Here is a 24,726-nt window from a genome sequence, read left to right on the forward strand (position 1 = left end):
GGTGGCGTGCCGGGCGACCATACCGTCAGGCATCCCCAACTCACCACGCCCACGTACGGGACAAGCTCTGATCGCCCACGGCACGATCGCCGAGGTGCCGCGGGTCGGCCCTGTGGCAGGCTCGCCCCATGCCCTCCCTGCGCCATACCGTCACGCTCGAGTCGCTGCCCCGCCGATGGGTGGAGGAAATGGTCGCCTCCCTCCACCGACTGCTGGAGGAACTGCACCCGGAGAACGGGATCCTCCACCTCGAGGGCGAGCCCGTCCCCGACGTCCGGCACACCGCGGGACGCCATCTCACTCCCGGTGCCCGGTACGAGGTGGTGTGGAACGAGGACGGGGACGAGGCCGCCGGTGAGGCCGGGGCGCGGAACCGGGAGCAGAGCCAGGCTCCCCCCGGGGTGGACTTCCCGCAGGTGGGGGTGGAGGTCGTGGAGTGGGGCCGCACCGGCAGCACCAGGCTGCGCCTCACCGCCAGTGGTCCGCAGTCGGAGGCGCACGGCGAGGTCACCCTGCACGGCGGGTACCGGCCCGCTTCGCTCACGGCGGAGGGGGAGTTCCGGGGAGACGGCCCGCTCGCCCGCTACCGCCGTGGTGCGTTCAAGGCCGGCCTCGACCTCACTCGCTGGTGGGCCTCCGACGGCCGTTCCCCCGCCCCGCTGACCGTCGGGATCCGTCACCCCCTGCTGCGGGTTCTGGTCCAGGCCACGGTGGATCGGACACGGAACGGTCGCTGGAGGATCACCGTGCTGACCACTTTTCACGGCCGTGGCTGGGCACGTCCGTTGGTGGCCGTTACCTGTCTCTTCGCCCGCGCCCGAATACGCAGCGGGTACCGCACCGGTCTCGACGAGATGGCCGGGAACTGGAACAAGGGAGTGCCCCAGGCCGTGGCCACCAGTCCCGGAAGCCTGCGCGACGAGGCCGTCGCCGGGCTGAGGGCGCGGGACCAGCGATGAGGTTCTCCCACGGTTCTCACCGAACTTCTTCGGCGGCTGCCGAAGGTCGAGCGGGTGGCGGCTCCTGGTGCCCGGAAGTGAGGAGAGGTCGGCGTGGAAGCGCAGGGCGCTCGAGGTCAGACCGGTGCGTCGGGCGAAGACACCGATCGGCATCAGTTCGGAGTGTGGCACCCCGCCATCGTCGAGCCTCAACCAACTCGAAGGTCGACACCGGCCGGGTGTGCCGACACCCTCGCGGCCCGCACCTGTGCCGCCGTCCGGTCGCCGTGGCCGTCGATGTGTCACGAGCCGTCCGGGAACCACGGCGTCGGCATCCGGGGCGGGGCGGCCGGCCGGTCGTGTGGCCGTCCGTCGGGTGCGGTGGGTGCGGTGGGTGCGGTCGTCACGTCCGGGGGGCCCTTCGACCGTCGCCGTCCGGGCATCGCGCGCCGAAGGCGGCCGACATCTCCCTCAGGGTGTCGGCGACCGCCCGGGCGCCGGGCGCGCCCGGTTCGATGAGGGTGTAGTGGCCCGTGCCGGGCAGCACGACGGTCCTCAGGTCACGGTGAACGGACGCGTAGTCCGCGAACTGGGTGAGCGGGACCTCCTCGTCGACGGCTCCGTACAGCAGCACGGTGGGGACGCCGGTCGTGCCCGCCTCGCGCACCAGGGTGAGGGGGTCGACCGACGGCAGCCGCTGCTCGAACAGCTCCTCCCCGCCGAGGAGTTGCAGGGCGGCACCGTCGCTGAGGTCGTCGCGGCGGGTGGCGGCGAGGTCCGTGATCGGGGCGAGCGCCAGCACGGCGGTGGGCAGATCGCGGGTGTGCCAGCGCGAGCCGGGGGGCAGCAGCCCGCGAGCCGCGCACCACAGGGCGAGGTGGCCGCCCGAACAGTGCCCCGCCAGGACGTACGGTCGTCCCCGCGGCAGGGTGTCCACGATCCGCGCGATGTCGTCGAACGTCTCCGGGTAGCCACCGGCGCCGCCGGATCGGCGGAAGCCCGGGAGCAGGACGTCGAAGCCCTGCTGCGCGAGGTACGCCGCGAAGGGGGTCAGGTGCATCCGGTCGTAGCGCCAGTAGCCGCCGTGCAGCAGGATCACCAGCGGGGCGTCGGGATCTTCGGCGGGCCAGGCGTCGTAGGCCTGGTGGGGGTGGCCCCCGTAGGAGCCGTGCGCCGGTGCCAGCACCGGTTTCAGGCTCAGGACCCGTTTCTCCTCCTCGGCCGCGAAGGCGGACATCGGCCTAGACGCCACCGCGCACCTCCCACAGTTCGGGGAAGACCGGGCGGGCCGCGCGCCGCTCGAGCCAGGCGAGCCCGGTGGATCCGGCGCTGCCGCTCTTGGTGCCCATGGCGCGGCGTACGACCATGACGTGGTCGAAGCGCCAGCGCTCGACGAGTTCGGCGATGTCGGTGAGCAGTTCGCCGAGGGTGAGCAGCGGGTCGTGCCGTGGACCGGCGTAGACCTGCCGCCAGGCCTCGACCACATCCGGGTCGCAGGTGTGGGGTGTGGTCACGTCCCGCTTCCGGACGTGTTCGGGGACGGGCAGGCCCCGCCGGTGCAGGAAGCGCAGCACCTCGTCGTAGAGGGACGGTTCGCGGTAGGTCTCGCCGAGCGCCTCGTGGACGGCGGCGTCGCCCCGGTGCAGGTCGAGCATTCCGGCCGACTTGTCGCCCAGCAGGAACTCCATGTGCCGGTACATGGCCGACTGGAAGCCGGACGCCTCGCCGAACGCGGCCCGGAAACCGTTGAACCGGGCGGGTGTCAGGGCGGCGAGCGGTGCCCAGGCCGCGTTGAGGGCGGTCAGGGCGCGGCGGCTGCGTACCAGTGCGTCCCCGGCGGCGTCCAGGTCGTCCTTGGCGAGGGCCGTCCTCGCGGTGCGCCACTCGTGGACGATCAGGGTGAACCACAGCTCCATCACCTGGGTGGTGACGAGGAAGCCCATCTCGTCCGGGGCCTCGGTGAGGGGGTGCTGCAGCGTGTTGAGGACGGACGCGTGCACGTAGGTGTCGTAGGGGCTCGCGCCCGGGAAGGGCCGGGTCGGCGGGTCGAGGTCGTCGGCGTCGGGCGGGGCGGGGGCTGACGTGTCGTCGTTCATGGCATCTCCTGGTGCTGCCGTCGGCCGGGAGTGCGGCCGGACGAACCGGGCGGGGGCCACCGGTCGTGCGGTGCGGGGAAGCGGTGCCGTGAGCGGCTCTCTCACACGCCGAGGTGGACGCCGCCGGAGGCGTCGATCCACTGGCCGGTCACCCAGCGGGCGTCGTCGCTCGCCACGAAGGAGACGACGTCGGCGATGTCCGCGGGGGCGCCGAGCCGGCCGAACACGGAGGCCTCCGAGTACTTCCGGCGGATCTCCGGGACGCTCAGCGTGGGGTTGATCTCCGTCTCGGTGTAGCCGGGCGCGACGCTGTTCACGGTGATGCCCCGGGGGCCCAGCTCCTGCGCGAGGGAGAGGGTGAGGTAGTCCAGGGCGGCCTTGGTCATGGTGTAGGCGACGATCGGGGGGAAGGCGACGCGGGTGGCCACCGAGGAGACGTTCACGATCCTGCCGCCGTCGCGCAGCCGGTCCAGCCCGCGCTGGACGATGAAGAACGGCGCCTTGGTGTTGACGGCGAACACCCGGTCGTAGTCCGCCTCGGTGACGTCCGCGATCCGGCGCGGGAGGGTGATGCCGGCGTTGTTGACGAGGATGTCCACGCCGGGCCGCGCGTCCTGCTCGGCCAGGGCGCGGTCGAAGGCCTCCCAGAGGGTGTCGGCGTCGCCGGGTACGCCGAGTTCGGCGTGGACGGGGAAGGCCCGGCCGCCGTCGGCCTCGATCTCCTCGACCGTGCGCTCGGCCGCCGTCCGGTCGTGCCCGTAGTGGACCGCCACGAGGGCGCCCTCCCGGCCCAGACGTCGGGCGACGGCCCGACCGATGCCGCGGCTGCCTCCGGTGACCAGGACGGTCTTGCCCTCGTGCGGCAGGGTGGTGGTCAACGTCTTCTCCTTCGGGTGGGGTGGGGGCCGGACCGGGAGCGCGACGGGTGTGCGCCGGGTCAGGCGTCGAAGTCGAGGGTGAGTTCGGTGTCGAGCGGCCGGGCCCGGCACACGAGCGTGTAGCCCGCGGCCAGTTCCTCGGCGTGGAGGGCGTGCTGGGGACCTGCCGTCACCCGGCCGGACAGGACCCGGGCGCGGCAGCTGCCGCACACCCCCTCACGGCAGGCGTGGGGCACGTCGGGGTGGGTGCGCAGCAGCGCGTCCAGGATCGAGGCGTCCTCGGGTCCGGCGGCCGCCAGGCGGCGGTGGCCGCCGAGCAGCGCGGTGACGCGGGTCCGGTGCGCGGCGGCCGTCGGCCGGGGCGGCGCGCTCCGCGGTGGGGGGCCCGCGGGGGTGAAGGCTTCCGAGCGGATCCGGGCCGGGTCGGCGCCCCACGCCGTGAGCGCCCGGCGCACCGCGTCGACCATGCCGGGCGGGCCGCACAGGGCGAACGTGGTGCCGGGGTCGGGGTGGGCGTCGACCGCGGTGAGCAGGCGCGGCAGCTTCGCGTCGTCGATCCGCCCGTCCGACAGCCCGCTGCCGTGCTCTTCCCGGGTGAGGACGTACAGGGCGGTGAAGCGGTCGACGAACGAGTCCTTCAACTCGGACAGTTCGTCGGCGAGCAGCGCGTCGGCGGCCGTCGGGACCGAGTGGATCAGGGAGACGCGGCAGGCGGAGTCCTCGCGCAGGGCGGCGGCGGCCATGACGGCCAGCGGTGTGACGCCGGAGCCGCCCGCGATCAGGACGTGGTGACCGCCGGGCCGCCCGGACAGGGCGAACGTGCCCGTGGGCGGGGAGAGTTCCAGGGTGTCGCCCGGCGACAGGTTGGCGGCGGCGTGGGCCCCGAAGCCGTCGGGGGCGCCGCGGCGGATCACCAGGCGCAGCGCGGCCGGGTCGGCCGGCGGGGGGCACACCGAGTAGCTGCGGCGCAGTTCCCCACCGGCCCGGCGGTGCCGGACGACGACGTGCTCGCCGGGTCGGTGGGCGAAGACGTCGCGCAGGGCGTCGGGCACCTCGAGGGTGACCGCGACCGCGTCCCCGGTGAGGTGTCGGACCTCGACGACCGCGAGCCGGTACCGGCCGGTGCGCCGTCCCGCGGCCCGGGGTCGGTCGGGGTGTTCCGGACGGGGGTCCGTGGGCGTGTCGCCGGTCGTGGCGGCGGTGTTCACGGTCGGCCTCACAACGCGCTCAGGTGGGGGAACAGCTCGTGGCATGCCGTGCACCGCAGCACGGACTGGCAGCGGGACGGCCCGAAGGGGCTGTGCGGCCGGGTGGCCCGGGAGCCGCAGTGCGGGCAGGGCACCGCGATCGGTGCGACGGGGACCGGACCGTTCGCCGGCGCGGGTACGGGCGGGGCGATGCCGTGGGCGGCGAGCTTCTCCCGGCCGGCCGCCGTGACGCGGTCCGTCGTCCACGGCGGGGACAGCACCTGCCGGACCCGCCCCTCGGGGTGGCCGCTGGCGGCGAGGGCGTCCCGGATCGCGGAGACGATGGCGGGCAGCGCCGGGCAGCCCAGGTAGGTCGGGGTGATCTCCACTTCGAGCACTCCGTCGGCGGCCGGGGCGACGGAGCGGATCACGCCGAGGTCGCCGAGGCCGATCATCGGCAGCTCCGGATCGGGCAGTGCCTCCACCAGGGCCCGGACCTCCGCCACCGCGCGGGCGGGGCGCGGGGGTGGGACGGGTCGTGGCGCCGAGGGGGTCGGGCCGTTCACCAGCGGCCTCCCGGGAACCGGCGGTGCACCGACTGCATCTCGGCGATCAGCGGTCCGAACTCCTCGGTGTGCAGGCCCGCCCGGCCGCCCCGGAGCTGCTGGCTCGGGGTCGGCACGGTCAGACCCGCGCGGGTCACGACCTCGCTCACGCGCCGCTCCCACGCCGGGCGCAGCGGGGCCGGCGAGGGCACCGTGCCCGCCGCCGCGAGGTGACGCACCACCTCGTCCTCGTCGAACAGTTCGGCGGTGTAGGGCCACACCCGCTCCAGGCCCCGTTGCATCCGGCGGGAGCTCTCGGGGGTGCCGAGCCCCAGCCGCAGCGTCCAGTTGTCGGCGTGCATCCGGTGGAAGGCCACCTCCCTGGCGGCCCGCTCCCCGAACGCGGCCGGCCGGGCGTCCGCGCTGCCGGCCAGGGCCTCGTAGTACAGGGCCGCGTAGTGGGTGTAGGCCAGTTGGCGGGCGACGGTCACCGCGAAGTCGCCGCCGGGCAGCTCCGTCAGCAGGGCGTTGGTGAACTCCCGGTCGGAGCGGGTGAAGGCGAACTCGTCCTCGGAACGTCCGGTGCCGTCGACGCGTCCGCTGAGGGTGAACAGCGTGCGGGCGTGGCCGATCAGGTCCAGGGCGATGTTGGACAGGGCCATGTCCTCCTCGATGGTCGGCGCCCGCGTGATCCACTGGCACAGCCGCTGTCCGAGGACGAGGGCGTCGTCGCCCAGGCGCAACAGGTGCACGGCGAGGCGGGCGTCGACGCGGGCGGTCCCGGCGGTCGGGGCCGGGTCAGTCGAGGTGGTCACCGTCGGGGCCTTTCTCGGTCAGTGGCGCGAAGTGCTCCGGGTACCGGTAGGGCTTGTGGCGGGCGCCGGCGAAGAACGGGTCGCGTTCGTCCGGGGACACCGCGTGCACGGCGTCCGAGCGGACCACCCACAGCGACAGCGGGTCGCCGCGCCGGGTGTACAGGTCACGGGCCCGCAGCAGGGCCGTGTCGGCGTCGGCGGCGCGCACGGACCCCACATGCTGGTGGGCGAGGCCCCGTCGGGGTCTGAGGAAGACCTCCCAGGACGCCGGGGCGCCCTCCCGCCGCCGGCTCATGCGCGCTCACCCGCCTCGTCCCGCGCGGCCTCCGTCGCGGTCGTGTCCGCCGCCGTGTCCGCCGCCGTGTCCGTGGTCGGGGACGGTCCGTCCGCCCCGAAGCGCGCGGCGTACGCGGCGGACGCCTCCCGTACCCAGGCGCCGTCCTCGTGCGCCGCACGCCGGTGTTCGACGCGGTGCCGGGACCAGTGCGCGTCGTCGCCGAGCGCCGCGCGGTAGACGTCCCAGTCGACGGGGGTGAAGTCGTAGTGCCCGCGTTCCTCGTTCCAGCGGATCGCCGGATCCGGGAGGGTGAGTCCGAGGCGCTCGGCCTGGGGGACACAGCCGTCGACGAAGCGTTGGCGCAGCTCGTCGTTGGTGTGGCGCTTGATGCCCCAGGCCATGGCGCGGCGGGAGACCGCGGCGCCCAGCGCGGCGGTGCGGGCGTCGGCGCCGCCCGCCGCGGTGTCGGGCGGCCCGAACATCAGCGCCACGGCCGGCAACCACCAGCGGTTCACCGCGTCCTGGGCCATCGCCTTCTGCTCCGGCGTGCCCTCGCACAGGGCGCGCAGGAGGTCGTACCCCTGCCGTACGTGGAAGGCCTCCTCCTGGCAGACGCGGCGCATCGCCCGGGCGTACGGCCCGTAGGAGGTGCGGCACAGGGGAGCCTGGTTGACGACGGCGGCGCCGTCCGTCAGCCAGGCGATGGCGCCGGTGTCCGCCCACGTCGGCGCGGGGCGGTCGAACGTCGCCGAGGCCCGCTGCCGGCCCCGGTGCAGGGCGTCGAGCAGTTCGGCGCGGTCCACGCCCAGCGTCTCGGCGGCGGAGTAGAGGTACATCCCGTGCCCGGCCTCGTCCTGGACCTTGGCGATGAGCACCGACTTGCGGTGCAGGGAGGGGGCCCGGGTGAGCCAGGCGCCCTCCGGTTGCATGCCGATGATCTCGGAGTGGGCGTGCTGCGCCATCTGCCGGAGCACCATCCGACGGTAGCCGTCGGGCATCCAGTCGCGGGGCTCGATGGTCTCCCCCGCGGCGATGAGGCCGTCGAAGTGCGCGAGCAGCTCGTCCTGCGCGGCGGGCGCGGTGGGTGCGGTGGCGGGCGGCCGTGCGCTCATGCGCCGCCTCCGCGGCCGGTCTCCGCCACGGGGGATCCGGACCGGCCCTCGGACCGGACGCGTGGCCTGGACACTGGCATCACTCCTTCGGCATTCCTCGGGCTTCGGCACGCCCGACGCGTCGCGGCACCCGTCCCGCCGGGCGGGTGGCGCGCTCTCCGTCTCGGAAAGAGGCGCCGCACGGGGCCCCGCTATCCCCGCGCCGGGCAGTGCGGGCGCGTGACAAAGGTCACCCGGTCCGCGGGGATTGCCGTCCGCCGCGCGGGCCTCTTGTTCGGGTGACACGGGACCCACGAGATCCGCTCGGCGGCCACGCGCCGCGGCGAAAGGGGAAGGCATGAGCACCATCAGGGAGTTGCTGGTCGAACTCACCGGTACCGCGGAGTTCGCCGACGCCGAGCGGGTCGGTGACGACGTCGACCTCGCCGCGAGCGGCATCGACTCCGGCGACCTGGTGCGTCTCGTCCTGCTCGTCGAGCAGCGGCTCGGCGTGGAGATCACCGCCGACGCCATGGAGGAGCTGCACACGATCGCCGACTACGAGCGGTTCGTGGCCGAGCGTTCCGCCGCCGGCGCCGGCGGTGCGTGATGTGGCTGGCACAGCTGCTGGAACGCAACCGACAGTGCCGGCCCGACCGGTTGGCACTGGTCGACGAGCGGCGCCGGCTCACCTGGTCGCAGTTCCACGACCGTACGCTCGAACTGGCGCGGGGACTGGCCGATCTGGGCATCGAGCGCGGCGACCGCGTCGCGGTGCTGTCCAAGGACCGCGTCGAGGTCCTGGAGACCTACTTCGCGCTCGCCCGGCTCGGCGCGCTGTTCGTCCCGCTGAACCACAGCCTGGCCGTGCCCGAGGTCGCCGGCATCGTCGAACGCGTCGGAGCGGTGGCCGTCCTCGGTGAGTCGGAGCTGCTGGACCGGCACCCCGAGCTGCCGGCGCCGGTGCGGATCAGGATGGCGCTGGACACGCCGGCGTTCGAGGCCCTGGGCTCCCTGGCCGCCGAGCGTGCCCTGCCCGAGGTGGCCGACACCGACCCGATCGCCGTGCTGCACACCTCGGCGACCACCGGACGGGCCAAGGGCGTCACGGTCGACAGCGCCTCGTTCCGTGCCATCGCCCTGGGCTGGCTGGTGATGGCGCGGCCCACCGACGACATCGTCATGGTCAACTGCTGCCCCCTGTACCACGGCAGCATGGTGGTGTCCCTGACCTACCTGGCCGCCGGCGCCACCGTCGTGCTCATGCCCGGCTTCACCCCGCAGCGGGCGCTGGCCGCGGTGGAGGAACACCGCGCCACCCACATGTGGCTGGTCCCGCAGATGCTCCGCTTCATGCTCCGGGCCAAGGGCGCCGCGCGCGCCGACCTGTCCTCGCTGCGGGAGGTCCTCTACGGCGCCGCCCCCATGCCCCTGGACGTGTACGCCGAGGCCGTGGAGCGCCTCGGCTGCGGCTTCCGGCAGGTCTACGGCATGACGGAGGTCGGCGGGCCCTTCGTCACCCTCGGCCCCGACGAGCACCCGGCCCCCGGGGACGTCACCGCCCGCATCCCCTGCGGACGTGTCGTTCCCGGCATGTCCGCCCGCGCGGTCGACGAGGCCGGGCGGGAGATGCCCCGCGGCGAGATCGGCGAGATCGTCGTGCGCGGACCGGGCGTGATGCAGGGCTACTGGAACGACCCCGAGGCCACGCGCGAGATCGTCCTCGACGGCTGGATCAGGACCGGCGACCTGGGCTTCGTCGACGGAGCGGGCCGCATCCACCTCGTGGACCGCACCAAGGACGTCATCATCCGGGCGGGCCAGAACGTGTACCCCTCGGAGATCGAGCGCGCCCTCGTGTCCCACCCGGCGGTCCGGGACGCCGCGGTCGTCGGCACGCCCGACGACGACTACGGCGAGGTGCCGCTGGCGTACGTCGTCGCCGAGCCGGGCACGCGGGCCGCGGACCTGCTCGCCCACGTCGGGCAGCGGCTCGCGCCCTACAAGCGTCCGCGGCGGGTGGAGTTCATCGAGCAGGTGCCCCGCAACCCCGCCGGGAAGATCGTCAAGAAGCTGCTGCGGGCCTGACGGGTGGGCCCGCGTCGACACCCGGCTCCGGCGGCCGGCCGTCGTGCGGGGGCGTCCCCCGGCGCGGCGGCCGGCTCGTACGCCGAGGTGGCCGCCCGGCTGCACCCGCAGCGACCCGCGTGGGCGTCGGCCGGGCTCGGGCTGGGCCTCGCCGCCGTCTCGGACCCTCGGGCCGTCCCCGCCGGGCCCGACGAGGAGGCCGCGGCCGCGACGATGCCGCCGCGGCGCCGGTCGGAGTTCCTGGCCGGCCGGCTCGCGGCGCGGCGCGCGCTGCGCGCGGTGGGGCTGGAGTGCGGGCAGATCCCGCGGGCGGGCCGCCTGCCGAGGTTCCCGCCGGGTCGGGTGGCGTCGATCGCGCACAGCGCGGGCGTCGCGGTGGCCGTGGCCGCCTCGTCGGGCCGGGGCCTCCCGCTCGGCTGCGACCTGGAACTGCGCCCCCTGCCCGCCGAGGCGGCACGGCTGGTGCTGCGCGACGACGAGGAGGCGTTGTTGGGCCCTCTCCCGCCCGGTACGGCGCCGTACTCCGTGACCTCGTTGTTCTCGGCGAAGGAGGCCGCGTGGAAGGCCCTGCACACCGGGCCGCGGGCGCTGCCGGACGGCCTGCTGAGGAGCCTGCGCGACCTGCGGGCGCACTCGCTCGTCCGGGGACTTCGGATCGAGGCGCGGACCGACCCGGCGCTCGCCGTGCGCGTCGAGGTGGTGGCGGTCGGCGCGGGCGTGTTCAGTACGGTCCTCGGCTGGGCCGGTCGCTGACCGCCGGCCGCCGCGACCCCCACGGACCCCGCGGTTCCCGCCCCGTGGTCGACGCACGGGGCGGGGGCCGTCGGCGTGTCACGCGCGTGCGTTGACCAGGACCGCCATGTTGCCCGCCGGGTGGCGGTTGTCGTGGATGAGCTGGTGCGCCAGGCCGATCTCCTCGAAGCCGAACGTCCGCGACAGGCACGGGTCGACGAAGCCCTGCTCGATCAGTCGGGTCACCTCGCGGGCCTCGCGGGCACCGGCCACGTGCGACCCCTGCAGCCGCTTCTGCCGCATCCACAGGAAGCGCAGGTCCACGTCTCCGTTGTAGCCGGTGGTGCCGCCGCAGATGACGACCATGCCCCCGTTGGCGCACAGGTACACGGACGTGGGGATGGTGTCGGCGCCGGAGTGTTCCAGCACGATGCGCGGGCTGCGGCGCTCGCCGAGCACCTCCCAGAAGCGCCGCCCGAAGGCGCGCGCACCGGCCAGCCAACGGGCCATCGCCGCCTCGTCGGAGGTGTCCGGCATCCTGCCCCAGTGGTCGAACTCGCGCCGGTCGATCCATCCCCGGGCGCCGAGCCCCACACAGAACTCGCCGCGCTCCTCGCTGGAGACGACCGCGACGGGGATGCCGCCGACGTGCCGCACGAGCTGGATGGCGATGCTGCCCAGGCCGCCGGCCCCGCCCCAGATCAGCACCGGGTCGCCCGGCCGGACCGTGTGCGGTTCCCAGCCGAAGAGCTGGCGGTAGGCGGTGGCCGCCGTCGCCATGTAGCAGGCGGACTCCGCCCAGGACAGGCGGGCGGGCTTGGGGTGGCACATGTAGTCGTCGACGACCGCGAACTGCGCGAAGGAGCCGTAGTTCTCCTCGTACCCCCACACGCGCTGGGTGGTGGAGAAGGCCGGGTCGGCGCCGAGGCGGATGTCCTCGGCCGTCTCGTCCCACCGGCTGGCCAGCACGACGACCTCGTCGCCCGGCCGGACGTCCCGCACCCCCTCGCCGACGGCCCACACGATGCCGGACAGGTCGGAGCCGCCGATGTGGAAGTCCTCGGTGGCGCCGGCCTTCCGCCGGGCGGCGATCACGTCGAGCGGATGTCCCAGGGCCGCCCAGACGTTGTTGTAGTTGACTCCGGCCGCCATCACCTTGACGAGCACCTGTCCGCGCCCGACGGGAGGCACGTCGACCACTTCGGTGCGGAAGGCGTCGATGGGCCGCCCGTAGCGTTCGCGGCGGATCAGCGAGGCGTACATCTTCTTCGGCACGGTGCCCATCTCGGGCGCGTCACCGAGTTCGTAGAGGTCCTGGGTGGCGGTCGCGGTCACATGGGGCTCCTGGGCGGTCGGGTCCCGTTCGGGACGGGGAGGCGGACGGGGGCGGGCCGGTCGGACGGGGGCGGGCCGGTCGGACGGTCGGGCGCCTCGCGCAGCGCCTCGGCGACCGTGGCGCCGATCAGCGCGATGGGCTCGGGTTCGGTCATCTCGTAGTGCCCGCACGGCACTCGGTGGTCGTGCAGGGTCCCCTCGACGTGGGGCCGCCAGCTCTCGGCCTTGTCGGGCAGCACGGCCGGGTCGCCGGGGAAGTCGGTGGTCTCCTCCCGGGCGGCGCTGAAGAACAGCACGTCCCCGCGGAAGACGCCGGGCGCGAACCGAGGGGCGATGCGCAGGTTGTTGCGCATGACCGCGGCGATGGCCTCGGCCTCGGCCCGGGTGACCGGCGAACTCGTCGGATCGGCCGTCAGGCCGGCGTCGATGCGGGCGAGGACGGTCGCCACGTCCGGCACGTCGGCCGTTCCCCCCTCGACGGGCAGGCCGGCCACCCTCGTCAACAGGGACGCCACCTGACGTTCGATCGCCGCGGCGTCGTACTCCACACCGTGCGGCTGGGGAGCGTCCAGCATGGCCAGCAGCTCCACCCGCTCGCCCCGCTCCTGCAGGGCGCAGGCCATCGCGTGCGCCACGAAACCGCCGTAGGACCAGCCCAGCAGCCGGTAGGGGCCGTGCGGTTGCACCTCGCGGACGAGGGCGAGGTAGGAGGCGACCATGGACGCCGCGTCCGGCGCGGGCGGCCGGGTGCCGTCGAGGCCGGCGGCCTGGATGCCGTAGACCGGCTGGTCTCCGCCGAGGTGGGGCAGCAGTCCCGTGTAGCGCCAGGACACGCCCGCCCCGGGATGGACGCAGAACAGGGGTGCGGCGTCGCCCTGGGGCCGCAGCGGCAGGAGCGGGGCCAGGGCGTTCCCGCCGCCGGGCTGCCGCACCCCGGTGCCGTCGGCCGCCGCCAGGAGTCCGGCCACGGTGGGTGTGGCCAGCAGGGCCGCGGCGGGCACGTCGAGCACGCCGGCCCGGCGCAGCCGGCCCACCAGCAGGACGGCGCGCATCGAGTCGCCGCCCAGGTCGAAGAAGTTGTCGTGGACGCCGATGCCGCCGATGCCGAGGGTCTCCTCCCACAGGCGGGTCACGGCCCGTTCGCGTTCGGTGCGTGGGGGCACGTGTTCGGTCGTCAGGCGGGGCCGGGGGTCGAGGGCCGGCTCGGCGTCCGCCGCGTCCCCGGCGTCCGGCGCGTCCCCGGTGTCCGTGCGGGCGCCGGGGGCGTCGATCCAGTGGCGGTGCCGTTCGAAGGCGTAAGGGGGCAGCGGCGCGCGCCTCGGCGCGCCCGGCACCTCGGGGAGCGCGGTGTCCACGCCCGCGCTCCACAGCCGGCCCAGCGCCTCGGCCAGGACGAACCCGTCGTCGGCGTCGGCCTTGGCGTGCCGCATGGTGGTCACCGTCACCGGCGCGTGCTCCGCGAGCTGGGCGGCGGCCAGCTTGGTCAGGGTGTCGCCCGGCCCGATCTCCACCAGGACGGGACGGCGCTCCCACAGGGCGGTGACGCCGTCGGCGAACCGCACGGTGCCGCGGGTGTGGTCGATCCAGTGCCGCACCGAGGTCGCCTGCGCGTCGGTGATCCAGGTGCCGGTGACGTTGGTGACGAACGGGATCCGCGGCGGGCGCAGGGTGACGCCGCGCAGGTGCTTCTCGTACGTCTCCAGCACCGGGTCCAGGACGTGGGAGTGGGCGGCGACCGGTATGCGCAGCCGACGGAACGGGACGTCCCGCCGGGCGAGTTCGGCCTCGAAGCGTGTGACGGCGTCGTCGTGCCCGGCGACGGTACAGGCGGCGGGGCCGTTCACCGCGGCGAGGGACAACTCCTCGTCGAGCAGCGGCAGCACCTCCTCGGCGGACGCCGCCACCCCGACGGTCGCCCCGCCCGCGGAGCCGATGAGCCGGATGCGTTCGGCGACCAGGGGCAGCATCTCGTCGAGGTCGATCACCCCGGCCAGGCAGGCGGCCGTGTACTCGCCGAGCGAGTGGCCGATGAGCGCGTCCGGCCGCACCCCCGCCGCCATGAGGGTGCGGGCGAGGGCGTACTCGGTGACCACCAGGGCGAGGAACGTGCTCGTGCTGTCGGTCTGCCGCCGCTCGAACAGGACGTCGCGCAGGTCGGCGCCGAGGACGGGCCGCAGGATGCGCGCGCACGCGTCGACGGTGTCGCGGTAGACCTCGTGCTCGCGGTGGAGCCCCGCGCCCATGCCGGGGTACTGGGTGCCGCCGCCCGGCAGCAGGAACGCCACCCGTACGGGCTCGTCCGGCAGGGGCGGCGTGCCGGGCACGGCGCCGCGCAGCGCGGACAGGGCCTCCTCGCGGGAGGCGGCGGTCACGGCCAGGCGGTGGCGCAGCGCGGGCCGATCGGCGCGCAGGGAGTGCGCGACGTCGTCCAGGCGCGCCTCCGGCCGCCTTTCGAGGTGGCGGGCCAGGGCCTCGGCCTGGCCGCGCAGGGCACCGGCCGTGCGCGCGGACAGCGGCAGCACCAGGCGGCGGCCGTCCGCGGGCGGGCGGGGCGGGGCGGGCGCGACGGGCGGCGCCTCCTCCAGGATGACGTGGGCGTTGGTGCCGCCGATGCCGAAGGCGCTGACCGCGGCCCGCCGGGGGTGCCCGCCCGCCGGCCAGTCCTCCAGGGTGGTGGGCACCCGGAACGGGCCGGCGGCGAAGTCGATGTGCGGGTTGGGCCTCTCGAAGTGCAGGCTCGGCGGGATCTGCCGGTGTTCCAGGGCCAGGACGGCCTTGACGAGCCCGGCGATGCCGGCGGCCGCTCCGAGGTGGCCGATGTTGGTCTTCACGGAGCCGAGGGCGCAGTAGCCGCGGCGCCGCGTGGACTGCCGGAAGGCCTCGGTGAGCGCGGCGACCTCGATCGGGTCCCCCAGGCGCGTGGCGGTGCCGTGCGCCTCGACCAGGCCGATGGTGTCGGCGTCGATCATCGCCTGGGCCTGCGCCGCGAGGATCACCTCGGTCTGGCCGGCGGCGCTGGGCGCGCTGAAGCCCACCTTGCGGCGTCCGTCGTTGTTGACGGCGCTGCCCCGGACGACGGCGCGGACGCGGTCGCCGTCGGCGAGGGCGTCCTCCAGTCGCTTGAGGACGACGGCGCCGACGCCGTCACCGGAGGAGGTGCCGGCCGCGTCCTCGGCGAACGCCCGGCAGTGTCCGTCGGGCGAGAAGGGGCCGTCGGGCACGTAGCGGTAGCCGAGCAGCGCCGAGGGATTGACGGAGACGGCGGCGGCGAGCGCGGTGTCGCACCGGTGGTCGAGCAGGTCCTGACAGGCGGTGTGCACGGCGACGAGCGCGGTGGAGCAGGCCGTCTGCAGCGACAGGCTCGGGCCGGTCAGCCCCAGTTCGTAGGAGACGCGGGTGGCGAGCGTACCCAGGGAGTTGGCGGTGGCCGCGTGCACGAGTTCCACCGATCCGGGCTGCCCGGCGTACCGCGGATGCACGTGGGTCGGGTAGTAGCGGCTGTCGCCGCTGCCCGCGTACACGCCGAACGCTCCGGTCACGGCGCCGGGACCGAGGCACGCGGCGTCCTCCAGGGCGTGGTACGCCGTCTCCAGCAGCAGCCGCTGCTGGGGGTCGACGACGGCCGCCTCGGCGGGGCTGTAGCCGAAGAACCCGGCGTCGAAGCGGTCGATCCCCTCGACGACCGACGCCATGCGGACCAGCGTGGGGTCGTCGAGGTCGCGCTCAGCTCCGCCGGCGGCCAGGAACTCCTCGTCCGCGACGGGCCGCACCGACTCGCGTCCGGCGGCCAGGTTGTCCCAGAACGCGTCCAGGTCGTCCGCGCCGGGGAAGCGGCCCGCCATGCCGATCACGGCGACGGCCGGCGCCTGCTCGTCCTGCGGTTCGGTGGTCTCAGGCATGGCCTCGGTCCTTCCCGTGCCGTGCGGAGCGGCGGGCGCGGGCCGCGCGCTGCCGCTGGGCTCGTTCCTTGGCGCGGTCCAGGCCGCTCGGCCCGGTCCCGGCGGTCCGCGGTGGTGTCTGCGGGTCCGCCGCCGGCGGGGCGTCCGCGGCCGTGGGGGCCTCCGGTCCGGTCAGGGTCGACAGGTGCCGGGCCAGGTCGCGCACGGTGGGGTGCGCGAACAGGTCGACGACCGACAGGTCGCACCCGAAGGCCCGGTTGACGGCGCTCTGGGCGGACACCAGGAGCAGCGAGTTGCCGCCCAGGTCGAAGAAGTTCTCGTCCGGGCCGACCCGGTCGCGGCCCAGGACCTCGCGCCACAGAGCGGCGAGCCGGCCCTCCAGCGCCCGCAGCCGCTCCCCCGCGTCGTCGAAGGGCGCGGCCGGCCGCTCGGCGCCGCCGGCCGCGCGCAGCACCCAGTGGTCGCCACCGGCGGCCTCGGCGGCGGCCCGGTACAGCGCGCCGAGGTCGGCGCCCTCCTCCAGGGCGACGCGGCCGGCCAGGCGCCGCACCTGCCGGGCCGGTTCGAGGACGTGGCTGCGGACCCAGGGGGCGCCGCGGTCGGCGCCGATCAGCAGATGGGGTTCGTCCAGGGTGCGGGCCAGGTCGAAGGAGCGCAGCGCGGCGGCGGTGTCCAGGACGCGGTAGCCGCGGGCCTCGGTGAGCGGGGCGAGCCGGTAGCCGCTGCTCATGCCCCGCTCGCGCCACATGCTCCAGGCCAGGCTCTGCGCGGGCAGTCCGAGGGCGCGGCGGTGCAGGGCGAGCGCGTCGAGGTAGGCGTTGGCGGCGGCGTAGGCGGTGTTCATGGCGCCGCCGAAGTAGCCGTTCACCGAGGAGAAGGTGACGAAGGAGTCCACCGGGTGGTCCGCGCTCATCCGGTGCAGGGTCCAGGCGCCGCGCACCTTCGCGTCCAGGGCCGTGCGCCAGGCGGCGGGGTCCAGTTCGTCGACGGGGCGTTCGACCAGGGTCCCGGCCAGGTGCAGCACGGACACCAGAGGCACGCCCCAGTGCTCGGCGGCCGCGCGGACGGCGTCCCGCACCTGCCGCTCGTCGGTCACGTCGGCGCACGCGTACCGCACCTCCCCGAGTTCCCGCAGCCGCCGGTGGGCCTCGACGCGGGCGGCCGGGGCCTCTTCGGCGGCCGGGTGTTCCGGCCGGGTGTCCTGCGTCGGCAGCGGGGTCCGGCCGAGGACGAGGAGCCGGGTGCCGGGCGTCCGCAGGAGGTGGGCGGCGAGTTCGGTGCCGACGCCGCCCAGTCCCCCGCTGATCAGGTGGAAGCCGTCGGCGGTGGGCGGCTCGGTGCGGGGGGCCGGCTCGGGCAGGGGCGCCAGCCGGCGCACCAGGCGTCGGCCGTCCCGGTGGGCGACCTCGGTGTCGGCGGGGGTGCCGGCCGTTTCGGCGAGCAGCAGGGGCACGGGGTCCTCCTCGCCTCGCGGGTCGAGGTCCAGGTGGACGCACCGCAGCCCGCCCACCTCCTCCCGCAGCGACTTCAGCACCGCGCCGGCCATGGCGTGCGCCGGGGAGGGCCGGTCCTCGGCGGTGACCGCCTGGGCGCCCGCCGTCACGTACAGCAGGTCGACCGGGCGCGGCCCGCCCGGCCCGGCGGGCCGGTCGGCGAGGGCCCGGGCCAGCGCGATCAGGGAGTCGGTGTCGGTCTCGGCGGCTGTCGGATCGGCGGCCGCCGCGGTGTGCGGCGCGCCGAGGTGCACGATGGCGTCGACCGGCCGTCCGTCGGCTTCGAGGGCCCGCAGCAGCGCCTTGTGGTCGGCCTCCTCGGCGAGGCGGATCCGGTACCGGGCGGCGTCCTGCCGGGTGGGGGAGGCCCCGCCGGTGACCTGGGTGCACAGCCCGCCGTCGGCCCGCAGCGCCCGCGCGAGGTGCTCGGCGAGGTCCCGCGCCCGCGGGTCCTCGCCCGCGAGGACGAGGGTGTGCCGATCGGCCGCCGCCGCGCGCGGGCGGTGGCGCTCGGCCCGCTGCCACACCGGCCGCAGGAACCAGTCGGGCAGGGTGGCGGCCGTCCCCAGCAGCACCTGGGCCCGGCGGACCGCGTCGTCGAAGGCGCCCGCCTCGAAGCTCTTGCGCAGCCTGGTCCGCTGGATCTTGCCGATCTCGGTCTTCGGGACGGCGTCGGCGGCGATCGGCACGAGGAAGGCGGGGCTGACGCCGATCTCCCGGGTCACCTTGCCGGCGATCTCCCGCAGCGCGGTGGCGGGGTCGTGCCCCGGGGCGAGGTGGACGAACAGGGCGAGTTCGTCGGTGGCCGCCGACGGATCGGAGCGCACCGCGCAGGCGGCGGTGAAACTGCGGACGACGCAGGGCAGTTCCTCGACGCAGGCCTCGATCTCGTGGCTGTGGTGGTTGACGCCGTTGACGATGATGACGTCCTTGGCGCGGCCGGTGATGTACAGCTCGCCGTCGCGCAGGAAGGCCAGGTCGCCGGTGTCGAACCAGCCGTCGTCGGTGAACGCCTCGGCGTCGGCCGCCGGGTTGTCGTGGTAGCCCCCGGTCACCGAGGTGCCGCGGACCTGGAGCCGGCCGACGTCGCCCTCGGCGAGCACGGTGTGCCGCTCGTCGACGATCCGCATGGCGAAGCCGGGGTAGGGCAGGCCGCAACTGACGAACGTCTCGTCGGTGCCCGGCGGTTCGGCCGGCAACACGGCGTCGGTGACCACCGAGCAGGTCTCCGACATGCCCCAGCCGGGGTGCATCACGTCCTGCGGCAGTCCGAACGGCTTCAGCGTGTGCAGGAACCGGCGGGCGGCCGCGGCCACCACGACCTCGCCGGCGTTCATCACCAGTCGCATCGGTGTCAGGTCCCACTCCCGGTCCCGGAAGCGGTCGGCCTGCTCGGCCAGCAGCCCGAAGGCGAAGTTGGGCGCCCAGGTGACGGTGACCCGGTGCCGGTGGGCGAGGTCCATCCAGCGCGGCGGGTCCTGGAGGATCCAGGAGGTCGGGGCGTGGATCTGCCGGCACCCCAGGTACACGTCGCGCAGGTGGAACATCACCACGCCGGTGACGTGGTCGAGCGGGATCCAGTTCAGGGAGACGTCCCGCTCCCCGAGCCGGTTCACGGCCGCGGTGGCGGCGGACCGGGTCAGCACGTTGCGGTGGGTCAGGCGCACGGCCTTGGGCAGACCGGTGCTGCCGGACGTCATCAGCATCAGGGCGAGGTCGTCGGGCCGGGCGGCGTACCAGTCGCGGTCCTCGGGCGCCTCCCGCAGCGCGTCGGCCGTCGTCAGCCGCAGCCCCGGCCAGTTCCGGCGGGCCGCCAGGTCGCGCAGGCCGGCCGCCGGCCCCGCCGAGCACACCGTCCAGGGCCGGCCGAGCATCCGCCAGATGCCCTCCAGCTTGGTCAGCGCCGCCGAGGAGGTGGCGTAGGAGGCGGGGACGGTCAGCGGGACGGCGACGAAACCGCCCAGCAGGCAGCCCCACAGCACGGCGAGGAAGTCCTCGGTGGCGTCGCACTGGAGGATCACCCGGTCGCCGGGGCGCAGCCCGGCCCGCCGTAGCCCCGCGAGGACCCGGGAGGCCTCCGTGAGCAGGGACGCGTAGCTGCGCCGCGTCTCGCTGCCGTCGGCGTGCACGTGCACGATGTCGCCGCGGTCGCGTTCGGCCGCGCGGACGAGGGCCCGGGCCCAGTCGGGCACGGTCGGTTCGGCCGGCTCCGGTCCCTCGCTCAGCGCCGGGACGGCTCCGGTCGCCGTGCGGGGGCTGTCGTCCGGGGCCGGTGGGGCGGTGCGGCGAGGGGGGCCGACGTGTCGGTGGCCCGGTTCCTCCGCGGCGGCCTCCACCCCGGCCTCGGCCGTGCGGACGCCGGGGACCCGGGCGAGCCGCCGCCGCCAGGCTTCGGCGGCCGTGCGGTCCACCGGCGGCAGGGCGCGCAGCGCGTCGGTGTCGAGCGCGCCGTCGGCGGTGCGGGGCAGGGCGTTGACCGCCGTGACGCGGACGGCGCCGTGGCCGGCCTCGTCGAGGACCCGCTCGACGCGCTCGGCGGCGTCCGCGCGGCCCGCCACCACGTACAGGTGCGGCGGTTCGCCGTCGGGGCCGGGCAGGGCGACCGCGTCGCGGATGCCGGGGACGGACAGGGCCGCGTCCGCCGGCTCGGCGGCGTCGACCGCGCGGGGCGCGGCCGGGGTGCGCGGGGGCGGCGCCGGGAGGTCCCCGATCCTGCGGTCCGGGTCCGCGCACACCGCGCGCAGCGACTCCCGCAGGGCGCGGGCGAACTCCTCGGCGGTGGAGGCGTCGTACAGGTCCGTGGCGTACTCGACGTGCAGGTCCAGCCCGTCGGGCGTGCCGTCGGCACCGCGCCGTTCGAGGACGTCGACGAAGAGGTCGAACTTGGCGGTGCCGGTGGCGGTGGGCCGCAGCGGCACCTCGCGGTCGTCCAGTCGGAGCACGGCGGGCTCGTTGTTCTGCAGCGCCAGCATGACCTGGAACAGCGGGTGGCGGCCGGGGCGGCGGGGCGGGTTCAGCTCGTCCACCAGCCGGTCGAAGGGCAGGTCCTGGTGGTCCAGTGCCGCCAGGTCGTGCGGGCGCAGCCTGGCGAGCAGGTCCCGGAAGGCGGGATTTCCGGAGGTGTCGGCGCGCAGCACGAGGGTGTTGGCGAACAGTCCGATCAGATCGTCCAGGGCGGGTTCAAAGCGGCCCGCGACGGGGGTGCCGACGACGATGTCCTCGCCGGCTCCGCAGCGGGTGAGCAGGGCGCTCAGCGCGGCGTGCAGCACCATGAAGAGGCTGGCGTCCGCACGTTCGGCCAGGTCCAGCAGGCCCCGGTGGAGCGCGGCGTCCACGGTCTCGGTGACCTGGGCGCCGCCGCCGCGCGGGGCCGCGGGACGGGGCCGGTCGCCGGGCACCGTGCACTCCTCGGGCAGGCCGGCCAGCGCCTCGCTCCAGTGGGCGGTCAGCCGCTCCAGCCGTCCTCCGCCGTCCGGGGCGGGGGCGAGCAGGGCGCGTTGCCAGACGGCGTAGTCGGCGTACTGCGCCGGCAGCGGGGCCCAGGCCGGGGCCCGGCCCGCGCGGCGCGCCGCGTAGGCGGCGGACAGGTCGTCCGCGAGGGGGCGCAGCGACCAGCCGTCGGCCGCGCTGTGGTGCAGCACCAGCAGCAGCGTCCGCTCCGCCCCGGTCCCCAGCAGCCAGGCGGCCAGGGGGCCCTCGCCGGCCAGGTCGAAGCGGTGCCGGGAGGCCGCCGCGACGTGGGCGGCGACCTCGTCGGCCGGGCAGTCCACCCGGCGCAGCCGCGGGCGCGACTCCCCCGGCGGCAGGATCCGCTGACGGGGTACGCCGTCCCGCTCGGCGAACACCGTGCGCAGGCTCTCGTGCCGGTCGGCGAGGTCGCCGAGCGCCGCGTGCAGCGCCTCGGCGTCCACGGTGGGGCCGACCGGCACGACCAGCGGGATGTTGTACGTGGCCGCGGCGGCGTCGAGCCGGTTCAGGAACCACATGCGTTCCTGGGCGTAGGACGGCGGGACGCGCTCCGGGCGGTCGAGGTCACCGAGCGCCGGGCGGTCGGGGGCCGTGCTCGGCCGGTCGGTGATCCGCTGCGCGAGCGCCGCCGGCGTCGGGCCGTCGAACAGGGCGGTGATGGCCACCTCGGCCCCGGTCTCGTGCCGCAGGCGGGCCAGCAGGCGGGTGGCGAGCAGGGAGTCGCCGCCCAGGTCGAAGAAGTCGGCGTCGACGCCCACCGTGTCGCGCGGCAGCCTCAGCACGTCCTCGAACAGGGCGCACAGCAGGGCCTGTCGGGGGGTTCGCGGGCGGGCGCCGGCCGCCGCGGCGGTGAAGTCGGGCGCGGGCAGGGCGTCGGTGTCGAGCTTGCCGTTGGCGGTCAGCGGGAGCGCGTCGACCCCGACGCAGGCCGCGGGGACCATGTGGTCGGGCAGCTGCGCGGCGGCGTGGGCGCGCAGCTCCGCCGGGCTGGGCGGCTCCTGCCCGGCCGACACCGTGTAGGCGACGAGTTGCCGGGCGCCGTTGTCGGCACGGCGCACCACGACGGCGGCCCGGGAGACCCGCGGGTGGGTGGCGAGGACGGCCTCGATCTCGCCGGGTTCGACGCGGAAGCCGCGCAGCTGCACCTGCTGGTCGGCCCGGCCCAGGTATTCGAGGGTGCCGTCGGCGCGGCGCCGTGCCAGGTCGCCGGAACGGTACATCCGGCCGCCGGGCGGGCCGAAGGGGTCGTCGAGGAACCGCTCGGCGGTCGGCCCGGGCCGGTCGAGGTACCCGGCGGCCACGCCCGCGCCGGCCACGTGCATCTCGCCGACGGCGCCCGGCGGCACCGGTCGGCCCGCGGCGTCCAGCAGGTGCACCCGCAGGTCCGCCAGCGGCCTGCCGATGACGCTCGTCCGGCGGGGGTCCACCAGGTCGGCCCGGGTGATGCGGTGGTGGGTGACGTGCACGGTGGTCTCGGTGATGCCGTACATGTTCACCAGCGCCGGGCTTTCGAGACCGTGCCGGTCGGCCCACGGCCGCAGGCGCTCGGGGCGCAGGGCCTCGCCGCCGAAGACGACGTAGCGCAGTGTGCCCGCCGGGTCCGGGCCGCTGCCGGGTGCCTGCTCGCCGTCCGCGTCCATGAGCTGCTCGAAGGCGGACGGCGTCTGGTTGAGCACGGTGACGCCCTCGCGGTGCAGCAGCCGCAGGAAGTCCCGGGGCGAACGGCTGACGGCGTACGGGACGACGACGAGTCGGCCGCCGTGCAGCAGGGCGCCCCAGATCTCCCACACCGAGAAGTCGAAGGCGTAGGAGTGGAACAGCGTCCAGGTGTCGTCCTCGCCGAAGTCGAAGTGCTCGGCCGCGGCGGCGAAGAGGCGGACGACGTTGGCGTGCGGGACGGGCACGCCCTTGGGGCGGCCGGTGGAACCGGAGGTGTGGATGACGTACGCGACGTCCGACGGGCTCGTCGGGCCCGAACGCTCGGTGTCGGTCAACCGGCCCGCCGGGCGGGCGGCGAGGTCGGCCTCGACGGCGGGATCGTCCAGGACGACGGTGGGGACGCCGCCGGTGAGGCGCCGGGCGAGGTCGGTCTCGGTGACGAGCAGGACGGGCGACGCGTCGTCCATGACCAGCCGCAGGCGTTCCGCCGGATGGCCGGGGTCCAGCGGGAGGTAGGCGGCGCCGGTCTTGAGGACGGCCAGCAGGGCGGGCAGCAGCCGCATGCCCCGGTGCAGGGCCAGCGCCACCACCCGGCCCGGGGCGGCGCCCCGCTCGACCAGGAGCCGGGCCAGGCGGTTGGCCTCGGCGTCGAGTTCCGCGTAGGTGAGCCGCTCGCCCTCGTGCGTCACCGCCACGCGCCGCGGCCGGGCCTCGACCTGCCGCTCGAACAGGTCGGTGAGGGTGGCGGCGACCGGGAAGTCCCGCACGGGGGCGTCACGCGGGTGCTCGCCGGGCAGCAGCAGGTCCAGGTCCCCCACGGGGGTGGTGGGCGCGGCCCGCGCCAGTCGGCGCAGGAGGGCCGTGAACCGGTCGCGGTGCAGGGCGAGTTCGTCCTCGTCGTACAGGGCGGGGTTGGCGTCGAAGGCCAGCCACAGCCCGTCGGGCCGGGGCCCGGGCCGCACGGTGATCTGGAGGTCGTCGACGGCGCCGCCGGAGAGGTGGTGCCAGGTGGCCGGGTGGCCGCCGAATTCGAGGGACTCGGTGAACGGGACGATGTTCAGCACCGGCCCGTACAGCCGGCGCCCGGTGCCCAGCAGGTTCAGGTCGCGGCGGATGAACTCGCCCCGGTACCGCTGGTGCCGACGCAGCTGCCGGACTTCGTCGGCGACCGCCCGGACCAGGTCGGCGACGGCGGCACCGGGGTCGGCGGCCACGCGCAGCGGCAGGACGTCGGAGGCGGTGCCCGGGGTGCGCAGGGCGGCGCTGCCCGACCGGCTCATCGTGGCCATGCCCAGCACCAGGTCGTCGGCGCCGGTCATGCGGTGCAGGTAGACGACGGCAGCGGCGGCCAGCAGGTCGGCGCGTGTGACGTCGAGCCGGGCGGCCGTGTCCGACAGGGCCCGCGCGTCGGCGCTCTCCAGTTCCACGGTGCGGCGCAGGAACGGGGCGACGGGGGCGGCGGTGCGGCGCGTGAGCCGTGCGGGCTCCGGCAGTCCGGCCAGCCGCCGCGACCAGTACGCCCGGTCGCGGGCGCAGCGCTCGGAGGCGAGGTAGGCCGCCTCCTCGGTCTGCAACCGGCTCACGGGCGCGAAGCCGGCCGGAGCGGGTTCGCGCCCCTCGACCAGCGCGTTGTAGGTGTCGGCGAGGCGGCGGCCGAGGAGCTTGTAGCCGTAGCCGTCGAGCAGGATGTGATGGGCCCTCAGCAGCCAGAGGTGCCGGTCGGGGGCGAGGGTGAGCAGGGTGTGCGAGAACAGCGGCCCCTCGGCCGGGTCCGTCGGCGTCGCGAGGTCCGTGCGGATCCACTCCCGGGCGGCGGCCTCGGGGTCGTCGGCGTCGCCGACGTCGATCCGCCGCAGCGTCCAGTCGTCCGCGTCCGGCGCCCGGTGGCAGCGGGGGCCGTCGTCCGTGTCGAGGAAACGCAGGGCGAAGGTGTCGGCCTCGGCCACGGTCCGGCGCAGGGCCGTCTCGAACAGGCCGGTGTCGAGGGCGCCGTGGATCTCCACCGCCTCTGCGGTGTTGTACGCGGCGCTGTCGGACGCGAGCCGCCCGGCGTACCAGAGCCCCTCCTGGGCTCCGGACAGTGGCCGGTGATCGTCCTCGCGGAGTGACTCCTCGTGGAGTGACATGGCACAACCCTCACGTGGCAAGTCGTGGCGTCCCGGCCGGGACGGCCCGGTCGGGCGGACGGGGGTGCGGCCTCGGCCCACGGAGCGGGGAAGGGCGGT

The 24,726-nt window shown here is 75.5% G+C and carries 15 protein-coding genes; 4 read left to right on the forward strand and 11 right to left on the reverse strand.

Annotation, left to right across the window (positions count from 1 at the left end; all coding sequences use genetic code 11):
• Positions 1–128 precede the first annotated feature (128 nt).
• Complete coding sequence (locus tag F0L17_RS26765) at positions 129–959, forward strand: hypothetical protein (RefSeq protein ID WP_162465594.1); 831 nt, start codon at positions 129–131, stop codon at positions 957–959.
• Between the two features lie 382 nt (positions 960–1,341).
• Here F0L17_RS26765 and F0L17_RS00815 read toward each other — a convergent pair whose 3' ends face one another.
• From F0L17_RS00815 to paaA, 8 genes are all read right to left on the reverse strand, one after another.
• Positions 1,342–2,190 (reverse strand): alpha/beta fold hydrolase, encoded by an 849-nt coding sequence (locus tag F0L17_RS00815; RefSeq protein WP_162465628.1) that lies wholly within the window; start codon positions 2,188–2,190, stop codon positions 1,342–1,344.
• Entirely contained in the window at positions 2,180–3,034 is an 855-nt protein-coding gene (locus tag F0L17_RS00820) for a tryptophan 2,3-dioxygenase (protein ID WP_155069295.1), read from the reverse strand. The genes F0L17_RS00815 and F0L17_RS00820 overlap by 11 nt, the downstream gene beginning before the upstream one ends.
• Before the next feature lie 101 nt (positions 3,035–3,135).
• Positions 3,136–3,912: an SDR family oxidoreductase gene (locus F0L17_RS00825; protein WP_155069296.1), complete on the reverse strand. Its 777-nt coding sequence runs from the start codon at positions 3,910–3,912 to the stop codon at positions 3,136–3,138.
• Positions 3,913–3,971: 59 nt separating this feature from the next.
• Positions 3,972–5,120, reverse strand: a complete 1,149-nt coding sequence (locus tag F0L17_RS00830) for a 2Fe-2S iron-sulfur cluster-binding protein (RefSeq protein ID WP_338017900.1) — start codon at positions 5,118–5,120, stop codon at positions 3,972–3,974.
• Positions 5,121–5,128: 8 nt separating this feature from the next.
• Positions 5,129–5,665 (reverse strand): 1,2-phenylacetyl-CoA epoxidase subunit PaaD, encoded by a 537-nt coding sequence (gene paaD, locus F0L17_RS00835; protein ID WP_420802364.1) that lies wholly within the window; start codon positions 5,663–5,665, stop codon positions 5,129–5,131.
• Positions 5,662–6,459 carry a 1,2-phenylacetyl-CoA epoxidase subunit PaaC gene (gene paaC / locus F0L17_RS00840; protein ID WP_162465629.1) on the reverse strand — a complete coding sequence of 266 codons (798 nt, stop codon included), beginning with the start codon at positions 6,457–6,459 and terminating at the stop codon, positions 5,662–5,664. Before paaC ends, paaD begins: the two co-directional genes overlap by 4 nt.
• A complete protein-coding gene (gene paaB, locus F0L17_RS00845) occupies positions 6,443–6,754 on the reverse strand; it encodes a 1,2-phenylacetyl-CoA epoxidase subunit PaaB (protein ID WP_155069298.1) in 312 nt (103 codons plus the stop codon). Before paaB ends, paaC begins: the two co-directional genes overlap by 17 nt.
• Positions 6,751–7,848: a 1,2-phenylacetyl-CoA epoxidase subunit PaaA gene (gene paaA / locus F0L17_RS00850; RefSeq protein ID WP_155069299.1), complete on the reverse strand. Its 1,098-nt coding sequence runs from the start codon at positions 7,846–7,848 to the stop codon at positions 6,751–6,753. The genes paaB and paaA overlap by 4 nt, the downstream gene beginning before the upstream one ends.
• A 337-nt stretch (positions 7,849–8,185) precedes the next feature.
• Here paaA and F0L17_RS00855 point away from each other — a divergent pair, with 337 nt between their 5' ends.
• The 3 genes from F0L17_RS00855 to F0L17_RS00865 all read left to right on the forward strand — a co-directional run bounded on the left by F0L17_RS00855 (position 8,186) and on the right by F0L17_RS00865 (position 10,668).
• Positions 8,186–8,437: an acyl carrier protein gene (locus F0L17_RS00855; protein ID WP_155069300.1), complete on the forward strand. Its 252-nt coding sequence runs from the start codon at positions 8,186–8,188 to the stop codon at positions 8,435–8,437.
• Entirely contained in the window at positions 8,437–9,915 is a 1,479-nt protein-coding gene (locus F0L17_RS00860; protein WP_155069301.1) for a class I adenylate-forming enzyme family protein, read from the forward strand. Before F0L17_RS00855 ends, F0L17_RS00860 begins: the two co-directional genes overlap by 1 nt.
• A gap of 87 nt (positions 9,916–10,002) precedes the next feature.
• On the forward strand, positions 10,003–10,668 hold the full coding sequence (locus F0L17_RS00865) for a 4'-phosphopantetheinyl transferase superfamily protein (RefSeq protein WP_338017901.1): 666 nt from the start codon (positions 10,003–10,005) through the stop codon (positions 10,666–10,668).
• A 78-nt stretch (positions 10,669–10,746) separates the two neighbouring features.
• On the opposite strand, the gene ccrA is transcribed toward F0L17_RS00865, so the two are convergent.
• From ccrA to F0L17_RS00880, 3 genes are read right to left on the reverse strand one after another with little or no spacing between them, the layout of a single operon-like run.
• The gene (gene ccrA, locus F0L17_RS00870; protein ID WP_155072975.1) at positions 10,747–11,931 is read right to left on the reverse strand and encodes a crotonyl-CoA carboxylase/reductase; all 1,185 of its coding nucleotides are present in this window, start codon (positions 11,929–11,931) and stop codon (positions 10,747–10,749) included.
• 47 nt (positions 11,932–11,978) lie between these two features.
• Entirely contained in the window at positions 11,979–15,881 is a 3,903-nt protein-coding gene (locus F0L17_RS00875) for a type I polyketide synthase (RefSeq protein WP_155069302.1), read from the reverse strand.
• A complete protein-coding gene (locus F0L17_RS00880; protein WP_155069303.1) occupies positions 15,874–24,627 on the reverse strand; it encodes a non-ribosomal peptide synthetase in 8,754 nt (2,917 codons plus the stop codon). Before F0L17_RS00880 ends, F0L17_RS00875 begins: the two co-directional genes overlap by 8 nt.
• Between the last annotated feature and the right edge of the window lie 99 nt (positions 24,628–24,726).

The sequence above is a fragment of the Streptomyces taklimakanensis genome (assembly GCF_009709575.1).
In the GTDB taxonomy this organism is placed as follows: domain Bacteria; phylum Actinomycetota; class Actinomycetes; order Streptomycetales; family Streptomycetaceae; genus Streptomyces; species Streptomyces taklimakanensis.